Here is a 24,618-nt window from a genome sequence, read left to right as displayed (position 1 = left end):
CATCGGCGACGCGGCGGGCGAGCGGCGAGGGAACGGCCTTGAAGGCGAGCCGATGCGCCAGCGGATCGAGGGTGGCGACGAAATTGCGTCGCCGCTGGCGGGCGATCGTGCGGAGTGTCGTCTTGTCGGCCAGCTCGTTGCTCATCCATGCCTCGCTTGATCTATCAACATCATGCGCGTCGTAGCTGAGAGACCGGCGAAGAGGGAGAGGGTGACGGGACCGCCTCGGTCGTTTGCTGGAATATCCTCTGACGCCTCAACGTCAGGTGGGAACCATGTAGCTCGGGCCGGAGCCCGCCCAGGGACAGTCCCCTTGGATGTATTTATCGCCTCAGGGATGTTCGCAAAAGCTCGTGCCGCGCAGTGCCCGTCACCGACCAATCTAGGCCGCCGAAGCCGCCGCGGCAAGGGACTCGCGCAGCTTTTCGATGCGCGCGGCCAATCCTTCGACCGCCACCGCCGCGCTTTCGTCATCCGCGTCCAGCGTCAGCCGTTCTTGCCGCCCGGTTTCCGCCCGTTTCATGTCGTTGAGTTCGTCGGCCAGAAACAGCGCCGCGAACAACAAGGTGCGCACTTCGGTCAAGCCCGGCGTCGTTTGCTGCGCCTGGCGCGCTTTGTCCTCGATCATGCGCGCCAGATGGGCGAGATGCGGTTCGTCGCCGTCACGGCAACCAATGTCATATTGGCGCGCGGCGATGTGCAATGTGGTTTCAGCCATCCGTCCTGCCCTTCAGATCCTCGATCAGTTCGTCGAGCGAGCGCAGCGCGGCCTGGGCGCCGGGCACGTCGATCGAAGGGGGAGGGGAGGCGGCGGCCGATATATATTGGGCCACATCCTGTTCGAGCCGGCCGATCGCACGTTCCAGCGTGCCGATCGCCTGCATCATGCGCTCGCTTGCCATGGACTCGTCATAGCCAATCTCAGGTCGCTGCAAAAGCCCGCGATAACGCGGACGGACGCGGCCTTGCCCCCGGCCATGGTTGACGCATGGGGCTTGACGCGACAAAGGGGGCGCCAACTCGACTCGTCCGCTCGTGCGCGGGCCGCAGCTTATGTCAGTTCAGGAAAGACGCCCGCCCACGATGACCGTTTCCGAAAAGTCGCTCGCCAACGCCATCCGGGCGCTGTCCATGGACGCCGTGCAGGCCGCCAACAGCGGCCATCCGGGAATGCCGATGGGAATGGCGGACGTCGCAACCGTCCTGTTCGGCGACTATCTGAAATTCGATCCGACCCAGCCCAAATGGGCCGACCGCGACCGTTTCGTCCTGTCGGCCGGCCATGGATCGATGCTGATCTATTCGCTGCTGCATCTGACCGGCTATGCCCGTCCGACGATGGACGACATCCGCAATTTCCGCCAGCTGCACAGCCCCTGCGCCGGGCACCCTGAGAATTTCGAGCTGGCGGGCGTGGAAGCGACCACGGGGCCGCTGGGTTCGGGGCTGGCCACCGCCGTCGGCATGGCGATTGCGGAACGCCACCTCAATGCGCAGTTCGGCGACGATCTGGTCGATCACCGCACCTGGGTGATCGCCGGCGACGGCTGCCTGATGGAAGGCATCAACCATGAAGCCATCGGCTTGGCCGGCCATCTGAACCTTGGCCGCCTGATCGTGCTGTGGGACGACAACAAGATCACCATCGACGGCGCCGTCGACCTGTCGAGCAGCGAGGATGTGCGCGCCCGTTACGAAGCGACGGGCTGGCATGTCGTATCGTGCGACGGCCATGATGTCGCCGACGTGCGCCGCGCGCTGGACGAAGCGATTGCCGATCCGCGCCCCTCGCTGGTCGCCTGCGCCACCAAGATCGGCTATGGCGCGCCCAACAAGGCCGGAACCTCGGGCGTCCACGGCTCTGCGCTGGGCGAACCGGAAGTTGCCGCCGCCCGCGAATTTCTCGGTTGGGCCGCTGAACCCTTCGTCATCCCCGAAGACATCGCCGCCGCGTGGAAGGCGATCGGCGCCAAGGGCGCGGACGTTCGGGCCGCGTGGGAAACGCGCCTCGCAAGCAACGACAAGGGCGCCGAATTTTCCCGCCGCATGGCCGGCGACCTGCCCGCCGACTTTTCGCTCGACGCCTATATCGATGGGCTGATCGCCAACCCGCAGAAGGTCGCGACCCGCAAGGCGAGCGAATTGGCGCTGGGCGCGATCAACGATCTGCTGCCCGAAACGCTGGGCGGCTCGGCCGACCTCACCGGCTCCAACAACACCAAGACCAAGTCGACCGGTCCGCTGACCAGGGACGATTATTCCGGCCGCTATGTCTATTATGGCATCCGCGAATTCGGGATGGCCTGCGCCATGAACGGTATGGCCCTGCATGGCGGCGTGATCCCTTATGGCGGCACCTTCCTGGTCTTTTCCGACTATATGCGCGGCGGCATCCGCCTCGCCGCGCTCCAGCAGCAGCGCGTGATCCATGTGCTGACCCATGACAGCATCGGCCTGGGCGAGGATGGCCCGACCCACCAGCCGATCGAGCATGTCATGTCGCTGCGCATGATCCCGAACCTGGACGTCTATCGCCCCGCCGACATCGTCGAGACGGCGGAATGCTGGGAACTGGCGCTCAAGGATGCGACCGGCCCGTCGGTGTTGGCGCTGACCCGCCAGAACCTGCCGCAACTGCGCACCGAAAAGAGCGAGAATCTGTCTGCCAGGGGCGGCTATCGCCTGATCGCCGCCACCGCGCCGCGCAAAGTCGTGCTGATCGCCACCGGGTCCGAGGTCGAGATCGCCGTCGCGACCGCCAGGGCGCTGGAGGAACAGGGCATCGGTGCGGACGTCGTGTCGATGCCCAGCTTCGCCCATTTCGACGCGCAGCCCTCGTCCTACCGCGACGACATCCTGCCGCATCATGCGCTGCGCGTGTCGATCGAAGCGGGAACGACCTTTGGCTGGGAACGCTATACCGGCATTGCGGGTCTGCGTTTCGGCATCGACAGTTTCGGCGCATCGGCCCCGGCCGAAGCGCTCTACGATCATTTCGGCCTGACCGCCGCAAAGATCGCGCCGCAGATCGTGGCGGCGCTCGGCAATTGACGGACAACAACACCTAGGAGGCTAGTGCAGTGGCAACGAAGGTAGCAATTAACGGTTTCGGACGCATTGGCCGCCTGGTGGCGCGCGCGATCCTGTCGCGCACGGACCATGACCTGGAACTGGTCAGCATCAACGACCTGGGCGATGCCAAGGCCAATGCGCTGCTGTTCAAGCGCGATTCGGTCCATGGCAATTGGGCGGGCGACGTCAGCGTCGACGGCGACTTTCTGGTCATCGACGGCAAGCGCATCGCCGTGACCGCCGAACGCGACCCCGCCAAGCTGCCCCACGCCGCGCAGGGTGTGGAAATCGCGCTCGAATGCACGGGCATTTTCGCCGACAAGGGCAAGGCCAGCGCCCACCTGACCGCCGGTGCCAAGCGCGTCATCATCTCCGCGCCCGCGACGGGCGTCGACAAGACGATCGTGTTCGGCGTCAATCATGACGCGCTGACCGCCGACGATATCGTCATTTCGAACGCCAGCTGCACCACCAACTGCCTGGCTCCGCTCGCCAAGGTGCTGCACGATGCGATCGGCATCGAGCGCGGTTTCATGACGACGATCCACAGCTATACCAATGACCAGAACACGCTGGACCAGATCCACAAGGATATGCGCCGCGCCCGCGCCGCTGCCCTGTCGATGATCCCGACCACCACCGGCGCGGCCCGCGCGGTGGGCGAAGTGCTGCCTGAGTTGAAGGGCAAGCTGGATGGCTCGTCGGTCCGCGTGCCGACCCCCAATGTCTCGGTGGTCGATCTCAAGTTCGACGCCAAGCGCGCCACCACCAAGGAGGAGGTCAACGACCTGCTCAAGGCCGCTTCGGAAGCCGGGCCGCTCCAGGGCGTGCTGGGCTATTCGGACGAGCCTTTGGTGTCGATCGACTATAATGGCGATGCGCGCAGTTCGACCGTGGACAGCCTGGAAACGGCCGTCATCGACGGCACGCTGGTTCGTGTGCTCAGCTGGTACGACAATGAATGGGGCTTTTCCAACCGCATGATCGACACCACGGGCGTCGTGGCGAAGTTCCTGTAATATTTGGGAGGGATGGGGTGACCTGTCCCTCTTTTTTCGTCATCCCAGCGAAAGCTGGGATCTCGCTTTCTTCCTCCCGCCAGGAAAAGAAGGGAGATCCCAGCCTTCGCTGGGATGACGTCTGTTAGGACGAGGGGAAGCTATATGACCAAGCCGTTCAAGACACTCGACGATATGGGCGACATCCACGGTAAGGCCGTGCTGGTGCGCGAGGATTTGAACGTGCCGATGCAGGATGGCGCGGTCAGCGACGACACCCGGTTGCGCGCCGCCATGCCCACGGTGCTGGAACTGGCGGATCGCGGCGCCAAGGTGCTGATCCTCGCCCATTTCGGCCGTCCCAAGGGCCAGAAGAACCCCGAATATTCGCTTTCCAAGATCACCCGGCCGTTGACGGCGGTGCTGGGCCGCGAAGTCCAGTTCATCCCCGACTGCTGCGGCGAGGCGGCGGTCGACGGCATCGCGGTGATGCGCCCCGGCGACATTGCGATCCTGGAAAATACCCGCTTTCATGCCGGCGAGGAAAGCAATGACCCGGCCCTGGCCGAGGCGATGGCGGCGATCGGCGACCTCTATGTCAACGACGCCTTTTCCGCCGCGCATCGCGCCCATGCCTCGACCGAGGGACTGGCGCACAAGCTGCCGGCATTCGCCGGTCGGTCGATGGAAAGGGAATTGGACGCGCTCCAGGCGGCGTTGGGCGAGCCGGTGACGCCGGTCGCGGCGGTCGTCGGCGGCGCCAAGGTTTCGACCAAGCTGGACGTGCTCAACCATCTGGTTGAGAAAGTCGATCACCTCATCATCGGCGGCGGTATGGCCAATACCTTCCTCTATGCCCGTGGCGTGGATGTCGGCAAGTCGCTGTGCGAGAAGGATCTGGCCGACACGGCCGAGGCGATCTTCGACAAGGCGGAGGCGGCGGGCTGCATCATCCATCTGCCCTATGACGTGGTGGTGGCCAAGGAATTCGCCGCCAATCCGCCGTCGGTTCGCACCTGCAACGTGCATGAAGTCGCCGAAGACGAGATGATATTGGACGTCGGCCCGGCTGCGGTCGAGGCTTTGGGCGATGCGCTCAAAAACTGCCGCACCCTGGTGTGGAACGGCCCGCTCGGCGCGTTCGAGATTGCGCCGTTCGATGCAGCGACCGTGGCGCTGGCCCGGACGGCGGCCGCGCTGACCAAGGAGGGGCAGCTAGTGTCGGTCGCGGGCGGCGGCGACACGGTGGCGGCGCTCAACCATGCGGGCGCGGCGGCCGATTTCAGCTTCGTGTCCACTGCCGGCGGCGCTTTCCTGGAATGGATGGAAGGCAAGGATCTGCCGGGCGTCAAGGCGCTGATGGGCTGAACTTGGCGAGAGCGGCTGGACAGGCGGGCGCGGCGTGCCTATAGGCGCGCACCGGACATGCTTCATTTCCCAGGGACTCGAAAATCCCGGGGGCGCGGGCGGCTCTGCCGACGCCGTGTTCCATGGAGAATGCCCGCGCTCGTCAAAGAGCACTGGTTTTCGGAACCAGCACTTGGATAGCTCAGTGGGAGAGCAGTAGACTCATAATCTACGTGACGCGGGTTCGAATCCCGCTCCAACACGCCCTGAACCGGCATCTCATCTTGGGAAAGCCGGCGGCGCGTTCAGGCCGAAGTCAAGGCGCGGGGCGACCCAAGCTGGCTCTTCGACACCCTTTCAGGGGCTTTGCGCCGGTGCGGATACCGGCGGCGTTCGATGCGACACCGCGCCTGTCCCGCTGCTGCTGGACTGGCGGCAGATCGGGGAGAGGCCGCCTGAACCATTGGCCCGCCATCCTGAAAGCGGGAATGTGTTGCCGGCCGACCTACCGGGGCAAAATAGACCTGCGCAATACGATGGTCTTTAAATTGTCATGATTCGCAGCTAGCAGCGCCCTCCCGCATGGCATGGTGCCGTGTGGTAACTGGGCTGGTGTAACTTTGGCGCGACCTGAACCAAATCATGGACGAGCAGACGCCCGCGCGGAGCATGTCATAGGCATGTGAGCAACTGGGCGCGCTGCTTTCCATAGCGTGGCGCGCCTGACGAACGTCAGCCCTCCAAAGAGGAGGGCGACAATGTACTACACATTCATTGTTTCCGAAAAGCAGCGCGGCCTCCTCATCCGGGATGGCCGCTTCATCCGTATGCTCGAACCGGGCCGCCAGCGTATCTTCGATCCGCTGGGCCGCTATGATTTCGAGCTTTTCGACGCGACCGGCATCTTCGCTTCGCCCTGGGCGGAACTGATCGCCAAGCGTCACCCGGAGATCGCTGCCGACTATTTCGTGACCGTGAGGGTCGAAGAAGGCAAGGTCGCCGTGGTGCGCATGGATGGACGGGCGTCCGCCATCGTCCGTCCGGGCGAAACGGTGCATGTCTGGAGTGTGCTCAAGACGGTCGAGGTCGAGATGTTCGACGTCATCGCGCAGCCGCGCCTGACGCGCGAGCAGTTGGTTGCTTTCGAAAAGGCGACGACGGTTCTGCCGTCCACCCTGTCCAACATCGCGGTGGTCAGCGTCGGCGAGGCGGAGGAGACTTTGGTCTTTTTCGACGGCGAACTGATCGAGACGGTGGGGCCGGGCCGCTACGGCTACTGGCAGATCGGCCGCAAGGTGACGAGCCGGACGGTCGATATGCGGCCCTTACCGGTCGAGGTGACGGCGCAGGAAATCCTGACGCGGGACAAAGTGTCGCTGCGCGTGACGCTGACCGCCTTCGTCAAGGTGATCGATGTGCGTCGTGCGGCGCTTTCGACCCCCGATTTCCAGGCGCATGTCTATAAGCTGGTCCAGTTCGCGGTTCGCGAGGCGATCGGTGGGCGGACGCTGGACGAGGTGCTGAACGACCGGGTGTCGGTCGATCGGCAGATCGTCGACCATGTCCGCGCCGCCATCGGCGACATCGGCGTGGCGGTGCCTGAACTGGGGATCAAGGACGTCATCCTGCCCGGCGATATGCGCGAGCTGATCAACCGTGTCGTGGAGGCGGAAAAGACCGCCGAGGCGAACCTGATCCGCCGGCGTGAGGAAACCGCGGCTACCCGCTCGCTGCTCAACACAGCGAAGCTGATGGAGGGCAATCCGGTGCTGCTGCGCCTGAAGGAGCTGGAGTCGCTCGAGCGCGTGACCGAGAAGATCGGCCGCATCGACGTCCATGCCTCGTCGGGCGAGGGGTTGAACGCGATCCTCGACCGGCTGGTAACGCTGCGCGAGCGGGACTGAAAAAGGGAAGGGCGGCGCGGTGCGTCGCCCTTTTCTATTGCGGCGCCTTCTCCTTCAACAGCGGCACCAGCAATGTGTTGAGCGCATTCAGATCGAACGCGCCGGACTTGGCGTAGCGCAGCACGCCGGCGCGATCGATGATGAAGTTGGTCGGCACGCCGGTCAGCGGGCCATAGGGGCCTTTGATCCGCCGCACCGAAGGCATGTGCATCGCCGCGAACAGTTTTTTCAGCTGGCCGATCGGCACCGAATCCTGCGTCGTGATCGCGAAGACCTTGAGCCCATGCTTTCCCTGCACGGCATAATAGCTGTCGAGGGTCGGCAGTTCCGTGCGACAGGGAACGCACCAGGTCGCCCAGAAATTGAGCACGACCACCTGGCCCTTGAGGTCGGCAAGCGATATTTTTCCGCCATCGACCAGAGTCAGTTCAAACGAAGGCGCAGGCGCCCCGATCACCGCCTTGGGCGCGGCCGCAGCCGGTGCCGCCATCCACACCAGCGCCGCCGTCGCCGCCGATATCGCGCGGTTCCCCATCTTCATGCCCGTCCCCCCATGTCTTGCTCGCTGCTACCAAACCGGCATCCGATAGGGAAGCGCGGCGCTGCGATCATTCTTGCGGTGCGGCATGGGCCTCGCTAACAGCCAAGGAGCGCGGGGCGGAGGGTCTTGCGCATTGCGGCCTGTCGACGGCATCCCGGTGCGGGCCGCGCGAATTCCGCGCTGCCGGAGGGGCCGCGCCAATAGCGAAGGTATGTGCAGATGCTGGATCAGGACATGAAGCAGAAGATCGCGGCCGGAAACGGCTTCATCGCCGCGCTCGACCAGAGCGGCGGTTCGACGCCCAAGGCGCTCAAGGGCTATGGCGTCGATGAAGGCGCCTGGTCCACCGACGAGGAAATGTTCGGCCTGATCCACGCGATGCGCAGCCGCATCATCACCTCGCCTGCCTTCAGTGGAGAGAAGGTGTTGGGCGCGATCCTGTTCGAACGCACCATGGACGGCACCGTCGATGGCAAGCCGACCCCGGCGGCCCTGATCGAACGCGGCGTCGTGCCCTTCATCAAGATCGACAAGGGCCTTGAGGAAGAAGCGAACGGCGTCCAGCTGATGAAGCCCAATCCGGGCCTCGATGCGCTGCTTGCCCGCGCCAAGGGGCTGGGCGTGTTCGGCACCAAGGAACGCTCGGTCGTCAACCTTGCCAATCGCGAGGGCATCGCCGCCGTGGTGGCGCAGCAGTTCGACATCGGCCGTCAGGTGCTGGCCGGCGGGCTGATGCCGATCATCGAACCCGAAGTGAACATCAAGTCGCCCGAACGCGCCGACGCTGATGCGATCCTGCTTGAGGAAATCCTCAAGAATCTCGATGCCCTGCCGGACGGCGAGCAGGTGATGCTCAAGCTGTCGCTCCCCGCCAGGCCCGGCCTGTTCGACCCGCTGGTCGATCATCCCAAGGTGCTGCGCGTCGTCGCCCTGTCGGGCGGGTTCAGCCGCACCGAAGCCTGCGCCGAACTGGCCAAGAATCGCGGCATCATCGCCAGCTTCAGCCGCGCGCTGCTCAATGATCTGCGCCATCAGATGACCGACGCGGAATTTGACGCTGCACTTGGCGAGGCGATCGACGAGATCCACGGCGCCTCGGTCGCCAAGCAGCCGGTCGCGGCCTGATTTCATGGAAGGCGCCGGGCGGAGCGATCCGCCCGACCCAGCCGCCTAACGCCCCTTCAGCATCGGCAGTACCTGATCGAGCGGCAGCGCCTCCGCCGTCCCCCGGTGCCCTTCCACCCTTTGCGCCTTGAACAGGGCGTTGAGCACCGCTTCCTCGGTGGCTTCGATCACGGCCTGGAACAGGGGCGACATGCGGTCATTGGGCAGATCCTCGACCGCCGCCACCTGATCGCGTTTCGCCGCCGTTCGCCGCACCGCCGCATTGGTGGAAAAGGCGACGGCATAGTCGCCCGACCCGTTGGAAAAGCTGGAGCCGGTCCGCGCGATGCCGCCAAAGGCGCGCTCGGCGACCCGGCGCAGGTTGCGATCGGACAGCGGCGCGTCGGTCGCGATCACGATCACGACGGAGCCATCGGCCTTTTTCCCCTCCACCTGCTGGCGATAGTCGTAGCGGCCAAGCTTCACGCCCACCGGCACGCCTGCGATGGTCAGAACCCCGCCATAATTGGCCTGCACCAGCACGCCGACGCGCCAGCCGCCCAGCGCGGCGGGCAACAGGCGCGATGACGTCCCGATCCCCGCCTTGAAGCCGAAGGCGACCGTGCCCGTGCCCGCGCCGACGGCGCCTTCCTCGACCGGGCCGGCCTTCGCGCTCTCGATCGCGCGGCGGGCGTCGGCGATGGTCACATGGCGACCGCGAATATCGTTGAGCATCCCGTCATTGGTTTCGCCCACCACGGCATTGACCGATCGCACATCCTCATTGCCCGGTTGCGCCAGCGTCCATTCGATCGCCGCCGCGCCGGCCTCCGCGACGTTCAGCGTGTTGGTCAGCAGGATCGGCGTCTCGACCTCGCCCAGTTCCGCGACCTGCGTCGATCCCATGAATTTGCCGAACGCATTATAGGCGACGAAGCCCGCCGGCACCTTGTCCTGGAACAGGTTGCCGCCATGCGGCAGGATGGCGGTGACGCCGGTGTTGACGTCATGGCTGCGCGGCAGCGTCACCTGGCCGACCGTCACGCCCGCGACATCGGTGATCGCGTTGAGCGGTCCGGGCTGGAGGATGCCCACGACCACGCCGGCATCCCGCGCGCGCGGCCGCACCTCATCCCGGGCCAGCGCGGGCGCGGCGGACATCAGCAACAGGATGGCGAAGGCATGGCGCATGATGATGTCCCCTTGATTATGAGCGCCTTCCTCTATCAGCGCCGCAGCGGGCCTGCCATAGCCGCCCTTGGCGCGCGCGACGGAGCGGCTATAAGGCGCGCATGACCGATTTCACTGAAGAAGAGCTGGCGCTCGACCCGCAATTTGCCGACCAGTTCCAGCAGGGCTTTCGCCCGGCCTGCCAACTCTATCTCATCTCGCCGCCCGCGATCGACGATGGCTTCGTCGCTCGGCTGGCGGCCGCGTTCGACGGCGGCAAGGTCGCGGCCTTCCAGTTGCGCCTGAAGGGGCTGGACGATGACGCGATCGCGCGCGCGGCCGCGCCGTTACAGGCGCTTTGCGCCGAACGCGAGGTGGCGTTCATCCTCAACGACAGCGCTGAACTCGCGCATCGGCTCGGCGCGGATGGCGTGCATCTGGGGCAGGGGGATGGCGATCCGAAAGCCGCGCGCAAGCTGCTGGGGCCAAAGGTGCAGATCGGCATCACCTGCCATGACAGTCGTCATTTGGCGATGGAAGCGGGTGAGGCGGGGGCCGACTATGTCGCCTTTGGCGCCTTCTACCCCACCACGACCAAGGAAACCGCCCACCGGCCTGATCCGTCGATTCTGGGCTGGTGGACGACATTGTTCGAACTGCCCTGCGTCGCGATCGGCGGCATCACTCCCGCCAACGCCGCGCCGCTGATCGCCGCCGGCGCCGATTTCCTCGCGGTGAGCGGGGCGGTGTGGAATCATCCCGAAGCGCCGAAGGCAGGCGTCGCCGCCTTCGGCGCTGTTCTGGGGGGTTAGACCGGCACGGGATCAGGCGCGAAGGAGGCCAGTTGCGCGTCCATGGCCCGGCGGAAGGCGGGGCGCTCCATACAGCGGTCGCGATAGGCCGACAGGGTGGGGAACTCCGCCATCAGCGCCTCGTCGGACACTTCGCGCAACACCGTCGCCATGATGATGTCGGCGGCGGTGAAATTGCTCTCCAGATAGTGTTTGTCGCCTAGCCAGTCCGACAGGCTGTTCAGGCGGCCGCGCAAGGTCTCGATGACCTGCGGGCGGCGCAGGCGACCCCATTCGGCATCCTTGTTGAACGTGTCGATATTGACCAGGTCGAACACGAAGGGTTCGACGCTGTTGAGCGCGGCCGTCACCCAGGTAAGCACACGGTAGCGCCCGGCCGCATCGCGCGGCATCAGCCCGTCCGATTGTTCGGCGATGCGCAGCACCATCGCGCCGCTTTCAAACATCTGCACTTCCGCGTCGCGATAGGCGGGCACCTGTCCGAACGGCTGCTCCTGACGATAATCCGCCCCTTTGGCGGTGTCGAAATCGATCAGCCGTTCCCGATAGGACAGGCCCGCTTCCTCACAGGCCCAGCGGGGGCGCAGGTCACGCACGAAACCGCGCGCAAAGTCGGGCACCCAGGCAAAGCCGGTAATCTCGATATCGGATTGGGGATCGATGGGCATCGTCAGGCTCCTTTTCGAACGACTCTTGACTAAATAAGTTGATATCAACATAAATATGGCATGTCAAAATATCCGCTCGTTCCCAATGAACAGACGCTTTTCGTGCGCGACCATTGTCTGTGCCTGGCGGCCCAGCGGGCCGCCCGCGCCCTGTCGCGGCGCTTTGACGAGGCGTTCCGGCCGCTGGGTCTGACCAGCGGACAATTTTCGCTGCTGAATGCGCTCAATCGGCCGCAGCCGCCTTCGGTCGGATCGGTTGCGCAACTTCTGGCCATGGATCGCACGACCCTAACCGCCAATCTCAAGCCGCTGGAGCGGAATGGGTTGGTCGGGCAGGCGATCGACACCGATGACCGCCGGGTGCGCCGACTCCAACTGACCGACGCCGGGCGGGCGATGCTCGCGCGGGCGATGCCCGTCTGGATCGCCGTGCATGGCGAAATCGACGCCGGGCTTCCCGATGGCGGGGCCGTGCGCGCGGGACTTGCCGCCTTGCTTTGACACTTCGCACCCTTCCGCCCGTTCGCGCGTTCTCTTGGCCTGACCGAACGGAGAGAATGTCCTTGCGAAACCATCTGCTTCTTGCCGCTCTTTTGTGCGGCGCCTGCGACGTGTCGGTCACCGACGCCAATGAAAGCCAGCCGGCGGCCAACGCCGCTTATCAAGGTCATGCCACGGCAGCGTCGCCGGACCGCAATGGCGACTATGCGTTCGACATCGTGCGCGAGCAAAATGCCTGGCAGGCCAGTCCCACCTTGCAGGCCCAGGTGGCGCTGGATCGCCGGGGCTTTTCGCCCGGCGTCATCGACGGCAAGGACGGGATGAGTTTCAAGTCGGCGCTGCGCGGTTTTCAACAGGCGAACCGGCTCCCCGTTACAGGCGAATATGACCGGAAGACGGGGATCGCCCTGTTGGAGGGGGAGGCTCGGCCGTCCACATGGCTGGTGAAAATTCCCGAGGGTTTCGCGCGCGGTCCCTTTTTCGACATCCCCAACGGGATGAGCGAAAAAGCGAGCCTGCCCGCGCTCACCTATCGCAACCTGCTGGAAAAACTGGCCGAGCGTTTCCATACCACGCCCGAAGCGCTGACCGCGATGAATCCGCCGGACACGAAGATCGCCGCGGGTGCGACCGTTCGCGTGCCGGCGATCGAGAACCAGCCCGTGGCCAGGATCGAGGGCGACGAGCGCGGCTGGGGCGAGACCCTCGCCAGCCTGGGCGTGGCGAAGGATCAGCCGCAGGCCGACCATATCGTGGTCGACAAGTCGGAAGGATTGCTGAAGGTTTATAATGCGGACGACCGCATGATTGCGCAATTCCCGGTGACGACCGGATCGCAGCACGACCCGCTGCCGATCGGCGAATGGACGATCAAGGGTGTCAGTCGCAATCCCGACTTCCATTATAATCCCGACCTGTTCTGGGATTCCGGTTCGAAGGATGAAAAGGCTGTGCTGAAGCCCGGCCCCAACGGCCCGGTCGGCGTGGTGTGGATCGACCTGTCCAAGGACCATTACGGCATTCACGGCACGCCCGAGCCCCAGACCATCGGCCGCACCGAAAGCCATGGCTGTATCCGCCTGACCAACTGGGATGCCGCGCGGCTCGCCCAGATGGTGAAGACCGGGGTGAAGGCGAAATTCCAGGCATGAACGGGCGACTGTGGGGCGGGGGCGTCCTTGCCCTGCTGCTTTGCGTCGCTTTCGCGCATTTCTGCGTGCGCATTGTCCCGGTCGACGCGCCGCCGTCGAAGCCCCGCGAGTCGGCTCGTTCCGCTCCCGTTTCCCATGCGGCGCTGCTGATCCCGGTCGAAGGCGTGCCGCCGTCCGCATTGAGCGACAGTTTTACCCAGGCCCGCGCCAGCGGCGCGCGTCCGCATGACGCGATCGACATCATGGCGGCACGGGGCAGGGCGGTGCTGGCCGCCGCCGACGGCCGCGTCGAAAAGCTGTTCTGGAGCGATGAGGGCGGCCGCACCCTGTATGAACGCTCGTCCGACGGGCGGCTGCTCTATTATTATGCGCATCTGGACAGCTATGCCGCCGGGTTGCGTGAAGGGCAGGCGCTGCGCCGGGGCCAGCGGATCGGGACGGTCGGCAGCAGCGGCAATGCCGATCCCTCCGCCCCTCACCTCCATTTCGCCATCCATGTCATGCGGCCGGGAGACGCTTGGTATGGCGGCCGCGCGATCAATCCCTACCCGTTGCTCATGCCGCGCTGAGGTGCGCCACGGCGCGCGCGGCGTCATCGACTCGCGATACGCGCGAAGTTAGGGAAGTTCCGCCCCCTTGCCCTCGCGCCCGTCCGGAGGTAAAGGCGCGCCCAGCCTCGCAAGAGGTCGGCTCTTTATCCATCCAGACATATAGGCAGGCTCTTCCCATGAAGATCAGCGGCGTCGAGATTCGTCCCGGCAACAACATCGAATATGACGGAAGCCTGTGGCGCGCCGTCAAGATCCAGCACACCCAGCCCGGCAAGGGCGGTGCCTATATGCAGGTGGAACTCAAGAACCTGATCGACGGCCGCAAGAACAATGTCCGTTTCCGATCGGCCGAAACCGTCGAGCGCATCCGCCTCGACACCAAGGATTTCCAGTATCTCTATGCCGAAGGCGACATGCTCGTCTTCATGGACCAGGAAACCTACGAGCAGATCAACCTGGCCACCGAATTGCTGGGCGATGCGGCCGACTTCCTCCAGGACGGCATGGAAGTGACGCTGGAAATGTATGAAGAGCGCCCGATTTCGGTGCAACTGCCCGACACGATCGAAGCAACCGTGGTCGAAGCCGACGCCGTGGTGAAGGGGCAGACCGCATCGGCCAGCTACAAGCCCGCCATCCTCGACAACGGCGTGCGCGTCATGGTGCCGCCGCACATCGTCAGCGGAACCCGCATCGTGGTCGATGTCTATGCCCGCGAATATGTGAAGCGGGCCGAGTGATGCGGGCGGGGCGCGGCAAGCTGCTGGCGGCGACGCTGGCGATCGGCCTCCTGCCGGCCGCGCTTCATGCGCAGGCTGGGCCTTCGAAGGCCCAGCTCGACAATGCGGCATTCGTCCTGCGGATTATCAGCAGCGCGCTTCAGTCGAATGAGGTCGAACAGCCGGTGAAGAACAAGCTGTTCGAATGCCTCTACAGTAATTCGGTATCGCAGGTCAGCGCCGCCGTGGACAAGGTGGTCGCCGCCAACCCCGGCAAGGTCGATCGCAAGGATCCCTCGCAGATGCTGGCTGTGATCGCCGGCGCCTGTGGTTACCGTCCCGCCGCGGCGGCCAAGCCCGCCCCGCAGAAATAATCAAACAGGCCGCCTCGATCGGGCGGCGGAGAACAGATATGGTATCGCATTCCGGCCTTCTCACCGTCATGGAACGCGCCGCGCGCAAGGCGGGCGCCAAGCTGCGTCGCGACTTTGGCGAAGTCGAGCATCTTCAGGTCAGCCGCAAGGGACCGGCGGATTTCGTGTCGAAGGCCGACCAGCAGGCGGAAAAAACGCTGGTCGAGGAATTGCAGAAGGCGCGGCCCGATTGGGGCTTTCTGCTGGAAGAAGGCGGGGAGATCGCCGGCGATCCGACCAAGCCGCGCTGGATCATCGACCCGTTGGACGGCACCACCAACTTCCTTCACGGCATCCCGCACTTCGCCATTTCCATCGCCGTCGAAGAACCGCTCTATGGCGGCAACAAGCGCGAAGTGACGACCGGCCTGATCTATCAGCCCGCCACCGACGAAAGCTACTGGGCGGAAAAAAGCCGGGGTGCGTGGCGCCATGACCAGCGGCTGCGCGTGTCGGCGCGACGCGACATGGCCGATTGCGTAATCGCGACCGGCATACCCTTCATGGGCCATGGCGACATGGTGCAATGGACGCGCATCTTCGGCGCCGTGGCGCCGTCTATAGCGGGTATCCGTCGTTTCGGCGCCGCTTCGCTGGACCTCGCTCATGTCGCCTCTGGCCGCTATGATGGCTATTGGGAAAGCGGGCTTCAGCCCTGGGACGTGGCGGCCGGGTTGTTGCTGGTGCGTGAAGCGGGCGGCTTCGTCAGCGATTTTCGTGGCGGCGAGCAGATGATCGAGCGCAAGGAAGTGATCGCCGGCAACGACGCGATCCATAGTAAATTGCACAAGCTGGTCGCCAGCGCACTGCGCTAAGGTCCATCTAGGCCAAGCGCTTCAAGCACTTGGCCTTTTTGCGATTCATTCTCATGCCCTTGGCCCCTTGCTTCGCATATGCAGCAGGCCTAAAGCGCGCCCACAAACCTTTTCGCCCAGGGGAATCCGTTGGTCGATCTTGCCCAATATCTGCCGATCCTGATCTTTCTCGGGATAGCCTTGCTGCTTTCCGGCACCTTCGTCTTCCTACCGATGCTGGTGGGTCGCTTGACGGGTGCGCATCAGCCCGATCCTGCAAAGCTCTCCGAATATGAATGCGGTTTCCCCGCTTTCGAAGAGCCGCGCAGCCAGTTCGACGTGCGCTTCTACCTCGTCGCCATCCTGTTCATCATCTTCGATCTGGAAGCGGCGTTTCTCTTTCCGTGGGCGGTGAGCCTCGACCAGATCGGCTGGGCCGGCTGGGCGACGATGATGATTTTCATAGGCGAACTGGTGCTCGGCCTCGTCTATGCGTGGAAGAAGGGAGCACTCGATTGGGAGTAGAACTTGAGCGTCCCATCCCCGGCACCATGCCGCCGGTGGGAACGCAGCCCGACCAGGACTTCTTCAATGCGCTGAGCAGCGAAGTCAGCGACAAGGGCTTCCTTGTGACGTCGACCGAGGAGCTATTCCAGTGGGCGCGCACCGGCTCGCTCTGGTGGATGACCTTCGGCCTGGCCTGCTGCGCGGTGGAAATGATCCACGTCAACATGCCGCGCTATGACATGGAGCGCTTCGGCGCTGCGCCCCGCGCCTCGCCGCGGCAGTCGGACGTGATGATTGTCGCTGGCACGTTGTGCAACAAGATGGCCCCTGCGTTGCGCAAGGTTTACGACCAGATGTCCAATCCGAAATATGTGATTTCGATGGGCAGCTGCGCCAATGGCGGTGGCTATTATCACTACAGCTATTCGGTAGTCCGGGGCTGCGACCGCATCGTGCCGGTCGATATCTATGTGCCGGGTTGCCCGCCGACTGCCGAGGCTTTGCTCTACGGCATCATGCAGTTGCAGCGGAAGATCCGCCGGATCGGGACGATTGAGCGTTAATATGGGCCATTCTGCACCCAAGATTGCGACCATCGACGGGATCGCCGAGGAAATCGGCGCCCTGCTGGGTTCGATGCTGGTCGAAACCGTCGATCATGCCGATGAATTGAGCATCACCGTCGTGCGCGAGGAACTGGCCAACGCCATGGTCGCGCTGCGCGACATGGCCCAGTATCAGCAGTTGATGGAAATCGCCGGCGTCGATTATCCCGACCGGGCCGAGCGGTTCGAGGTCTGCTACCATCTGCTGTCGGTCACTCGCAATCACCGCGTCCGCGTCAAGGTGACGACCGACGAGGACAAGCCGGTCCCAACCGTCACGCATCTCTGGCCGGTCGCCGGCTGGCTGGAGCGTGAGGTGTTCGACATGTATGGGGTTGTCTTCGACGGCAACACCGACCTGCGCCGTATCCTGACCGATTATGGTTTCAAGGGCCATCCGCAGCGCAAGGACTTCCCGCTGACGGGCTATGTCGAAATGTGGTATAGCGAGGAAGATAAGCGCGTCGTCTACAAGCCGGTGAAGCTGGCCCAGGATTTCCGCAGCTTCGATTTCATGAGCCCTTGGGAAGGCGCGCAATATGTGCTGCCTGGCGATGAAAAGGCCCCGCAGGCACCTGGTGCGCCGACGCCTGCCGCCGCTCCGCCACCGCCCCCCGCCGCGCCCAAGGGCGAGCCGAAGGGCGACACGCCCAAAGTGACCGAAAAGCCCGGAGACACCGGCGCTGGCGAACCGGCCGACAGCAAGGCGGCCGAAAAGTCGCCCGATGCGCCGGTGAAGCCCGAACATCATACCGATGAGGGCAAGGGCGCGGCAAAGCCGGAGGACAAGGCCTGATGTCCGACTATATGGAAAAGCTGGACCATGTCATCAACGCGGACGATCCGTCCTATGGCGACACCCAGATTCAGAATTACACGATCAACTTCGGCCCGCAGCACCCGGCCGCGCACGGCGTTCTGCGTTTGGTCATGGAGTTGGACGGCGAAATCGTCGAACGCTGCGACCCGCATGTCGGCCTGCTGCACCGTGGGACCGAAAAGCTGATCGAATATAAGACCTATTTGCAGGCGCTGCCCTATTTCGATCGGCTCGACTATTGTTCGCCGCTCGGCATGGAACACTCCTACGTTCTGGCGGTCGAGAAGCTGCTGAACCTGGAAGTGCCGCTGCGCGCGCAATATCTGCGCGTGTTCTTCGCGGAACTGACCCGCATCTGCAATCACATGCTGAACCTGGGCAGCCATGTGATGGACGTCGGTGCGATGACTCCGAACCTGTGGCTGTTCGAAATCCGCGAGGATTGCCTCAACTTCTTCGAGCGCGCCTCCGGTGCCCGTATGCACGCGGCCTATTTCCGGCCGGGTGGCGTGCATCAGGACGTGCCGCTCAAGCTGCTGACCGACATTGCCGATTGGCTCGACACCCGCCTGCCGCGCCTGTTCGAGGATGCGATGAGCCTGGTGGTCGACAATCGCATTTTCAAGCAGCGTAATGTCGATATTGCCGTCTGTTCAAAGGAAGATGCGCTGAAATGGGGCTTTTCCGGCCCGATGTTGCGTGGTTCCGGCATCCCATGGGATATTCGCAAGGCCCAGCCCTACGACGTCTATGACCGGATGGAGTTCGATGTGCCCGTCGGCACCAATTTCGACTGCTATGACCGCTTCATGGTCCGCGTCGAGGAAGTCCGCCAGTCCGCGCGCATCATGAAGCAGTGCCTCAATGAGATGCCCGAAGGGCCGGTGGCGAGCTTCGACCGCAAGGTGGTACCGCCCAAGCGCGGCGAGATGAAGCGCTCTATGGAAGCGCTGATCCACCACTTCAAGCTCTATACCGAAGGTTTCCATGTTCCCGCCGGCGAAGTCTATGTGGCGACCGAAAGCCCCAAGGGCGAGTTCGGCGTCTACCTGGTCAGCGACGGCAGCAACAAGCCCTATCGCTGCAAGATCCGGCCGACCGCGTTCAGCCATTTGCAGGCGATGGACTTCATGATGAAGGGCCACATGCTGGCCGACACAACCGCTGTCCTGGGCGCCATGGACATCGTGTTCGGAGAATGTGACCGATAATGGCTGACGCAGTTCATATCCCCGACGAAGCCGAGACCCGCGCGCGCTGGGGCGCGTTCGAATGGACGGCGGAGAATGCCGCGCAGGCGGACAAGATCATCGCCCGCTATCCTGCCGGCCGCCAGCAGTCCGCAGTGATGCCGCTGCTTGATCTCGCCCAGCGGCAGGTCGGCGCGGAGACGCAGACCAATGGCTGGCTCCCGGTTCCGGTGATGGAATATATCGGGCGTCAGCTCGATATGCCGTACATGCGCGTCTATGAGGTCGCGACGTTCTACACTATGTATAATCTCGCGCCGGTGGGCCGTTACCATGTGCAGGTGTGCGGCACGACGCCCTGCATGTTGCGCGGCTCCGACGACGTGTTTTCGGCCTGTAAGAACAAGGGATTGGTCAAGGGAGGGACGACCCCCGACGGCCTGTTCACGCTGACTGAGGTCGAGTGTCTGGGCGCCTGCGCCAATGCGCCGATGGTGCAGATCAACGACGATAATTTCGAAGACCTGACCTATGACAGCATGAGCGCGATCCTGGATGATCTGGCCACCGGCAAGCAGCCCAAGATCGGACCGCAGATCGACCGCCAGACCAGTTGCCCCGAAGGTGGCCCGACCAGCCTGACGGCGATGGTCGAAGAAAATCATGATTATCGCGGCCAGTGGGGGACCACCACCATATGAGCGCGCTGATCTCCATCATATTGGCGATCATCGTCTTCATCATTGCGCTGAAGATCATCGGCGCGGTGCTGGGGCTGGTGCTTGGCCTCGCCGTTGCCGTGCTCGTCTATTTCGTTGCTGAAAAACTGATCGGAAAGGGCCGCTGATGGCCGACGAAACCGCTCCTCCCGCGCCGCCCCCGTTTGTCGGCCCGCTGGATGACAAGGACCGCATCTTCACCAACGTCTACGGTTTCCAGGACTGGGGCGTCGACGCGGCGATGAAGCGTGGCGACTGGGATAACACCAAGGCGCTGCTGGAGATCGGCCAGGACGAGATCATCAACCGCATCAAGGCGTCAGGCCTGCGTGGCCGCGGCGGTGCGGGCTTCCCGACCGGCATGAAGTGGAGCTTCATGCCCAAGGAAAGCAAGGACGGCCGTCCAAGCTTCCTGGTTATCAACGCCGACGAATCCGAACCTGGTTCGTGCAAGGATCGCGAGATCATCCGCCACGATCCGCACAAGCTGATCGAAGGTGCGCTGGTGGCGGGGTTCGCGATGCGCGCGCGCGCGGCCTATATCTATATTCGCGGCGAGTTCATCTACGAAGCCAAGGTGCTGTTCGAGGCGGTCGAGCAGGCCTATGCCAAGGGCTTCATCGGCAAGAATGCCTGCGGTTCCGGCTATGACTTCGACGTGTTCGTGCATCGCGGCGCGGGCGCCTATATCTGCGGCGAGGAAACCGCGCAGATCGAAAGTCTGGAAGGCAAGAAGGGCCAGCCGCGCCTGAAGCCGCCTTTCCCGGCGGGTGCGGGTCTTTATGGCTGCCCCACGACCGTCAACAATGTGGAATCGATCGCGGTTGCGCCGACGATCCTGCGCCGCTCGCCCGAATGGTTCGCGGGGATCGGCCGTCCGGGCAATCTGGGCACCAAACTGTTCCAGATTTCGGGCCATGTGAACAAGCCATGCGTGGTCGAGGAAGCGATGGGCATTCCCTTCCGCGAACTGATCGAACGCCATTGCGGCGGCATTCGTGGCGGTTGGGACAATCTGCTCGCGGTGATTCCCGGCGGCTCCTCGGTGCCATTGGTGCCGGCGAAGGAGATCATGGACGCGCCGATGGATTTCGACGGGCTGAAGGCGCTGGGCTCCGGCCTTGGCACCGCCGCCGTCATCGTCATGGACAAGTCCACCGACATCGTCCGCGCCATTTCGCGGCTCAGCTATTTTTACAAGCATGAAAGCTGCGGCCAATGCACGCCGTGTCGCGAAGGCACGGGCTGGATGTGGCGCGTGATGGAGCGGCTGCGCACCGGCGACGCCGACCAGAGCGAAATCGACATGCTCCAGCAGGTCACCAAGCAGGTCGAGGGCCACACCATCTGCGCGCTGGGCGACGCGGCGGCCTGGCCCATCCAGGGCCTGATCCGCCATTTCCGCCCTGAGATTGAACGGCGGATCAATGAAAATAAGGGTAGCGCCCCCGTCATGGAGGCAGCGGAGTAACCATGCCGAAGGTCAAAGTAGACGGCGTAGAAATCGAGGTCCCGGCGGGCGCCACTGTCCTCCAGGCGTGTGAGCTGGCGGGCAAGGAAATTCCGCGCTTCTGTTATCATGAGCGCCTGTCCATCGCCGGCAATTGCCGCATGTGTCTGGTCGAGGTGAAGCCTGGGCCGCCCAAGCCGCAGGCTAGCTGCGCGTTGCCGGCCGCCGACAATCAGGAAATCCGCACCGACAGCGAGATGGTCAAGAAGGCGCGCGAAGGGGTGATGGAGTTTCTGCTCATCAACCATCCGCTCGATTGCCCGATCTGCGACCAGGGTGGCGAGTGCGATTTGCAGGACCAGTCCATGGCCTATGGCCGGGGCGGGAGCCGCTATGATGAGAATAAGCGCGCGGTCACCGAGAAATATATGGGGCCGATCGTCAAGACGGTCATGACCCGCTGCATCCAGTGTACGCGCTGCATCCGTTTTGCCGAGGAAGTCGCGGGCGTACCGGAAATCGGCGCCATCTATCGCGGCGAAAATATGCAGATCACCACCTATCTGGAACATGCCGCCAAGAGCGAGCTATCCGGCAATGTGGTCGATCTGTGCCCGGTCGGCGCGCTCACCAGCAAGCCCTATGCGTTCGAGGCGCGCCCGTGGGAGTTGAAGAAGACCCACGCGATCGACGTGATGGACGCGGTCGGCACCAATATCCGTCTCGACAGCCGCGGCCGTCAGGTGCTGCGCGCCGTGCCGCGCATCAACGACGATGTGAACGAGGAATGGGCGTCGGACAAGACCCGGCATAATGTCGATGGCCTGGTCCGCAAGCGGCTCGACAAGCCCTATGTCCGCAAGGACGGCAAACTGGTTGCTGCGACCTGGAACGAGGCGTTCGCGGCCATTGCGGCCGTACACCATGGCGGATCTGTCGCGGCGATCGCTGGCGACCTGCTCGATTGCGAGACGATGTTCGCGGGCAAGCTGCTGGTCGAGAAGCTGGGCGGCACGATGCTGGAAGGGCGTCAGACCGGCCTTGCCTATGACGTGTCGTCGCTCGGTGCGGTCAATTTCAACACGACGTTGAACGGCATCGAGACGGCGGACATGATCCTGCTGATCGGCACCAATTTGCGTTGGGAAGCGCCGCTGGTGAACACCCGCATCCGCAAGGCGATCAAGAAGGGCGCGAAGGTCTTTGCCGTCGGTCCTGAAGTCGATCTGACTTACAAGGTCGAATGGCTCGGCAACGATGCGTCGTTGCTGGCGAATTTGCCCCAGGCTGTGGTCGAAGCGTTCGGCAAGGCCGCGCGCCCCGCAATGATTGTCGGCGGCGGCGTGCTGGCCAAGGATGGCGCGCATGGCGACACATTGGCGCTGGTCGAGACGCTGGGCCTGATCAAGGATCAGTGGAACGGCTATAACGTCCTGCATTTCGCGGCGGCGCGCATGGGCGGGCTGATGCTCGGTTATGCGATGGACGGAGGCGTCAGGGCGATGGCGGCGGCCGCGCCCAAGCTGCTCTTTTCGCTGGGCGCGGATGAGGTTGACTATTCGGCCTTTGACAGCAGCTTCAAGGTCTATATCGGCCACCATGGCGACAAAGGCGCCCATGCCGCGGACGTGATCCTGCCGGGCGCAAGCTATGCCGAGAAGGCAGGCACCTACGTCAATCTTGAAGGCCGGGTGCAATATGGCGACAAGGCCGTGTTCGCGCCGGGCGACGCTCGTGAGGACTGGTCGATCCTGCGTGCTTTGTCCGACGCGTTGGGCGCGAAATTGTCGTTTGACAGCTTCGAACAGTTGCGCGTCGAAATGGTCAAGGCCGTGCCGGCGCTGGGCGTAGAGGGTTTGGCCGATTATGGCTGGTCGATCCCCAAGCTGCCAACTGGTGCGACCGGTGAATTCGGTTCACCGATCAAGGATTTCTACCTCACCAACGCGATTTGCCGCGCCAGTCCGACGATGCAGCATTGCTCGGCCGAACTGATCCATGGTGAAAGCTTCGCGGAGGCCGCAGAGTGACCGCTTTCTTCCAAGGGCTGGGCCTGCCGTTCGAAGGCGCCTGGCTGCTCTCCACCGTCATCGGCATCCTGGTGATCTGTCTGCCGGTCATGCTGGCCGTTGCCATGATCATCTATGCCGATCGCAAGATCTGGGCGGCGATGGCGCTGCGCCGCGGTCCCAACGTCGTTGGGCCGTTCGGTCTGCTCCAGTCGTTCGCGGACGGGCTCAAGGTCTTCCTGCAGGAAACCATCATCCCGTCGGCCGCGAACAGGACATTGTTCCTGATCGCGCCGATCATCACCTTCACCGTGGCCCTGATGGCCTGGGCAGTGGTACCGTTCCAGGTGGGCGTGGTGCTGGCCAACATCAATGTCGGCTTGCTCTACATCCTCGCCATCTCGTCGCTCGGCGTCTACGGGGTCGTGCTGTCGGGGTGGGCGTCCAACTCCAAATATCCCTTCTATTCCGCGATCCGCGCGAGCGCGCAGATGATCAGTTATGAAGTCTCGATCGGCTTCATTCTGATTTGCGTCGTGCTCTGGGCCGGCAGCTTCAATCTGACGGAGATCGTGGAAAGCCAGAAGGGCTATTATGGCTTTCTGAACGGCAACGGCTTCAACCCGCTGCTCTTTCCGATGGCGATCATGTTCCTGATCTCCGCCATGGCCGAAACGGCGCGCGCGCCCTTCGATCTTACCGAAGCGGAAAGCGAGCTGGTCGCTGGCTATCAGACCGAATATTCCTCGATGGCTTTCGCGCTGTTCTGGCTCGGTGAATATGCCAACGTCATCCTGATGTGCGCGCTCAACGCCCTATTGTTCTGGGGCGGTTACCTGCCGCCGGTAGATTGGGCGCCGCTCTATTTTGTGCCGGGCATAATCTGGCTGTTTGCCAAGATCCTGTTCTTCTTCTTCGTCTTCTCCTGGGTGAAGGCGACGGTGCCCCGCTACCGTTACGACCAGCTGATGCGGTTGGGCTGGAAAATCTTCCTGCCGACCTCGCTGCTGTTCGTGTTCCTGGTGTCGGGCTTCCTCATGCTGACGCGCTATGGAGGCGCACAATGAGCCTCGGTTACTACGTCAAGTCTTTCACCCTCTGGGAGTTTGTGAAGGCGCACTGGCTGACCTTGAAATATTTTTTCAAGCCCAAGGCGACGATCAACTACCCCTATGAGAAGAACCCGATTTCGCCCCGTTTTCGCGGCGAACATGCGTTGCGTCGCTATCCCAATGGGGAAGAGCGGTGCATCGCGTGCAAGCTGTGCGAGGCGGTATGTCCGGCGCAGGCGATCACCATCGAGGCGCAGCCGCGCGAGGATGGCAGTCGTCGCACCACGCGCTACGACATCGACATGACCAAGTGCATCTATTGCGGCTTCTGCCAGGAAGCCTGTCCGGTGGATGCTGTCGTGGAGGGACCGAATTTCGAGTTCGCGACTGAAACCCGCGAGGAGCTGATCTACGACAAGGTCAAGCTTCTGGAAAATGGTGACAAGTGGGAACGCGCAATCGCCGCGAACCTTGCCGCCGATGCACCCTATCGTTAAGCCGCGCGCGTCCAAGGGGAATAT

At 63.6% G+C, this 24,618-nt stretch carries 27 protein-coding genes and 1 pseudogene; 22 read left to right on the top strand and 6 right to left on the bottom strand.

Annotated elements, in window-relative coordinates:
- The 3 genes and pseudogenes from C100_RS0124800 to C100_RS48765 form a co-directional block, all read right to left on the bottom strand.
- Positions 1 to 145 (bottom strand): annotated as a pseudogene (locus C100_RS0124800) (5-formyltetrahydrofolate cyclo-ligase); the annotation flags it as partial.
- Positions 146 to 382: 237 nt separating this feature from the next.
- A complete protein-coding gene (locus C100_RS37325) occupies positions 383 to 718 on the bottom strand; it encodes a cell division protein ZapA (RefSeq protein ID WP_024020194.1) in 336 nt (111 codons plus the stop codon).
- A complete protein-coding gene (locus C100_RS48765; protein WP_024020193.1) occupies positions 711 to 902 on the bottom strand; it encodes a hypothetical protein in 192 nt (63 codons plus the stop codon). The genes C100_RS37325 and C100_RS48765 overlap by 8 nt, the downstream gene beginning before the upstream one ends.
- 181 nt (positions 903 to 1,083) lie before the next feature.
- On the opposite strand from C100_RS48765, the gene tkt reads away from it, so the two are divergent.
- The 4 genes from tkt to C100_RS37295 all read left to right on the top strand — a co-directional run bounded on the left by tkt (position 1,084) and on the right by C100_RS37295 (position 7,321).
- On the top strand, positions 1,084 to 3,051 hold the full coding sequence (tkt, locus tag C100_RS37315) for a transketolase (protein WP_024020192.1): 1,968 nt from the start codon (positions 1,084 to 1,086) through the stop codon (positions 3,049 to 3,051).
- Between the two features lie 29 nt (positions 3,052 to 3,080).
- Positions 3,081 to 4,091, top strand: a complete 1,011-nt coding sequence (gene gap, locus C100_RS37310) for a type I glyceraldehyde-3-phosphate dehydrogenase (RefSeq protein WP_024020191.1) — start codon at positions 3,081 to 3,083, stop codon at positions 4,089 to 4,091.
- Positions 4,092 to 4,235: 144 nt separating this feature from the next.
- Entirely contained in the window at positions 4,236 to 5,438 is a 1,203-nt protein-coding gene (locus tag C100_RS37305) for a phosphoglycerate kinase (protein ID WP_024020190.1), read from the top strand.
- A gap of 737 nt (positions 5,439 to 6,175) precedes the next feature.
- The gene (locus tag C100_RS37295; RefSeq protein WP_024020189.1) at positions 6,176 to 7,321 is read left to right on the top strand and encodes a slipin family protein; all 1,146 of its coding nucleotides are present in this window, start codon (positions 6,176 to 6,178) and stop codon (positions 7,319 to 7,321) included.
- Positions 7,322 to 7,355: 34 nt separating this feature from the next.
- On the opposite strand, the gene C100_RS37290 is transcribed toward C100_RS37295, so the two are convergent.
- Positions 7,356 to 7,856: a TlpA family protein disulfide reductase gene (locus C100_RS37290; RefSeq protein ID WP_152536473.1), complete on the bottom strand. Its 501-nt coding sequence runs from the start codon at positions 7,854 to 7,856 to the stop codon at positions 7,356 to 7,358.
- 225 nt (positions 7,857 to 8,081) lie between these two features.
- On the opposite strand from C100_RS37290, the gene C100_RS37285 reads away from it, so the two are divergent.
- Positions 8,082 to 8,987, top strand: a complete 906-nt coding sequence (locus C100_RS37285) for a fructose bisphosphate aldolase (protein ID WP_024020187.1) — start codon at positions 8,082 to 8,084, stop codon at positions 8,985 to 8,987.
- A gap of 45 nt (positions 8,988 to 9,032) precedes the next feature.
- Here C100_RS37285 and C100_RS37280 read toward each other — a convergent pair whose 3' ends face one another.
- On the bottom strand, positions 9,033 to 10,157 hold the full coding sequence (locus C100_RS37280; RefSeq protein ID WP_024020186.1) for a DmpA family aminopeptidase: 1,125 nt from the start codon (positions 10,155 to 10,157) through the stop codon (positions 9,033 to 9,035).
- A 101-nt stretch (positions 10,158 to 10,258) separates the two neighbouring features.
- Here C100_RS37280 and thiE point away from each other — a divergent pair, with 101 nt between their 5' ends.
- The gene (thiE, locus tag C100_RS37275; RefSeq protein WP_024020184.1) at positions 10,259 to 10,948 is read left to right on the top strand and encodes a thiamine phosphate synthase; all 690 of its coding nucleotides are present in this window, start codon (positions 10,259 to 10,261) and stop codon (positions 10,946 to 10,948) included.
- Here thiE and C100_RS37270 read toward each other — a convergent pair.
- The gene (locus C100_RS37270) at positions 10,945 to 11,616 is read right to left on the bottom strand and encodes a glutathione S-transferase family protein (RefSeq protein ID WP_024020183.1); all 672 of its coding nucleotides are present in this window, start codon (positions 11,614 to 11,616) and stop codon (positions 10,945 to 10,947) included. The genes thiE and C100_RS37270 overlap by 4 nt on opposite strands.
- Before the next feature lie 60 nt (positions 11,617 to 11,676).
- Between C100_RS37270 and C100_RS37265 the strand changes: the two genes are divergently transcribed.
- The 16 genes from C100_RS37265 to nuoI all read left to right on the top strand — a co-directional run bounded on the left by C100_RS37265 (position 11,677) and on the right by nuoI (position 24,594).
- Positions 11,677 to 12,117, top strand: coding sequence for a MarR family winged helix-turn-helix transcriptional regulator (locus tag C100_RS37265; RefSeq protein WP_024020182.1), 441 nt, complete (start codon positions 11,677 to 11,679; stop codon positions 12,115 to 12,117).
- A gap of 56 nt (positions 12,118 to 12,173) precedes the next feature.
- Positions 12,174 to 13,268, top strand: coding sequence for a L,D-transpeptidase family protein (locus C100_RS37260; RefSeq protein WP_024020181.1), 1,095 nt, complete (start codon positions 12,174 to 12,176; stop codon positions 13,266 to 13,268).
- Positions 13,265 to 13,837 carry a M23 family metallopeptidase gene (locus tag C100_RS37255; protein WP_024020180.1) on the top strand — a complete coding sequence of 191 codons (573 nt, stop codon included), beginning with the start codon at positions 13,265 to 13,267 and terminating at the stop codon, positions 13,835 to 13,837. Before C100_RS37260 ends, C100_RS37255 begins: the two co-directional genes overlap by 4 nt.
- Positions 13,838 to 13,995: 158 nt before the next feature.
- Complete coding sequence (gene efp / locus C100_RS37250) at positions 13,996 to 14,559, top strand: elongation factor P (protein ID WP_024020179.1); 564 nt, start codon at positions 13,996 to 13,998, stop codon at positions 14,557 to 14,559.
- A complete protein-coding gene (locus C100_RS37245; RefSeq protein WP_024020178.1) occupies positions 14,559 to 14,912 on the top strand; it encodes a hypothetical protein in 354 nt (117 codons plus the stop codon). Before efp ends, C100_RS37245 begins: the two co-directional genes overlap by 1 nt.
- A 38-nt stretch (positions 14,913 to 14,950) precedes the next feature.
- Entirely contained in the window at positions 14,951 to 15,766 is an 816-nt protein-coding gene (locus tag C100_RS37240; protein ID WP_024020177.1) for an inositol monophosphatase family protein, read from the top strand.
- Between the two features lie 129 nt (positions 15,767 to 15,895).
- Complete coding sequence (locus C100_RS37235) at positions 15,896 to 16,270, top strand: NADH-quinone oxidoreductase subunit A (protein ID WP_024020176.1); 375 nt, start codon at positions 15,896 to 15,898, stop codon at positions 16,268 to 16,270.
- Positions 16,271 to 16,296: 26 nt separating this feature from the next.
- Positions 16,297 to 16,815 carry a NuoB/complex I 20 kDa subunit family protein gene (locus tag C100_RS37230; RefSeq protein WP_024020175.1) on the top strand — a complete coding sequence of 173 codons (519 nt, stop codon included), beginning with the start codon at positions 16,297 to 16,299 and terminating at the stop codon, positions 16,813 to 16,815.
- Between the two features lies 1 nt (position 16,816).
- Positions 16,817 to 17,653, top strand: a complete 837-nt coding sequence (locus tag C100_RS37225) for an NADH-quinone oxidoreductase subunit C (RefSeq protein ID WP_024020174.1) — start codon at positions 16,817 to 16,819, stop codon at positions 17,651 to 17,653.
- Positions 17,653 to 18,888 carry an NADH-quinone oxidoreductase subunit D gene (locus C100_RS37220; RefSeq protein ID WP_024020173.1) on the top strand — a complete coding sequence of 412 codons (1,236 nt, stop codon included), beginning with the start codon at positions 17,653 to 17,655 and terminating at the stop codon, positions 18,886 to 18,888. The genes C100_RS37225 and C100_RS37220 overlap by 1 nt, the downstream gene beginning before the upstream one ends.
- Positions 18,888 to 19,568, top strand: a complete 681-nt coding sequence (locus tag C100_RS37215) for a complex I 24 kDa subunit family protein (RefSeq protein WP_024020172.1) — start codon at positions 18,888 to 18,890, stop codon at positions 19,566 to 19,568. The genes C100_RS37220 and C100_RS37215 overlap by 1 nt, the downstream gene beginning before the upstream one ends.
- A complete protein-coding gene (locus C100_RS48865; RefSeq protein ID WP_024020171.1) occupies positions 19,565 to 19,714 on the top strand; it encodes a hypothetical protein in 150 nt (49 codons plus the stop codon). The genes C100_RS37215 and C100_RS48865 overlap by 4 nt, the downstream gene beginning before the upstream one ends.
- Positions 19,714 to 21,057, top strand: coding sequence for an NADH-quinone oxidoreductase subunit NuoF (gene nuoF / locus C100_RS37210; protein ID WP_024020170.1), 1,344 nt, complete (start codon positions 19,714 to 19,716; stop codon positions 21,055 to 21,057). Before C100_RS48865 ends, nuoF begins: the two co-directional genes overlap by 1 nt.
- A 2-nt stretch (positions 21,058 to 21,059) precedes the next feature.
- Entirely contained in the window at positions 21,060 to 23,066 is a 2,007-nt protein-coding gene (gene nuoG / locus C100_RS37205) for an NADH-quinone oxidoreductase subunit NuoG (protein WP_024020169.1), read from the top strand.
- On the top strand, positions 23,063 to 24,112 hold the full coding sequence (nuoH, locus tag C100_RS37200; protein WP_024020168.1) for an NADH-quinone oxidoreductase subunit NuoH: 1,050 nt from the start codon (positions 23,063 to 23,065) through the stop codon (positions 24,110 to 24,112). The genes nuoG and nuoH overlap by 4 nt, the downstream gene beginning before the upstream one ends.
- Positions 24,109 to 24,594: an NADH-quinone oxidoreductase subunit NuoI gene (nuoI, locus tag C100_RS37195; protein WP_024020167.1), complete on the top strand. Its 486-nt coding sequence runs from the start codon at positions 24,109 to 24,111 to the stop codon at positions 24,592 to 24,594. The genes nuoH and nuoI overlap by 4 nt, the downstream gene beginning before the upstream one ends.
- Positions 24,595 to 24,618 lie beyond the last annotated feature (24 nt).

Origin of the sequence: Sphingobium sp. C100, from assembly GCF_000508185.1 — a bacterium.
GTDB lineage: Bacteria > Pseudomonadota > Alphaproteobacteria > Sphingomonadales > Sphingomonadaceae > Sphingobium.
This window is presented reverse-complemented; position numbering and strand designations above follow the sequence as displayed.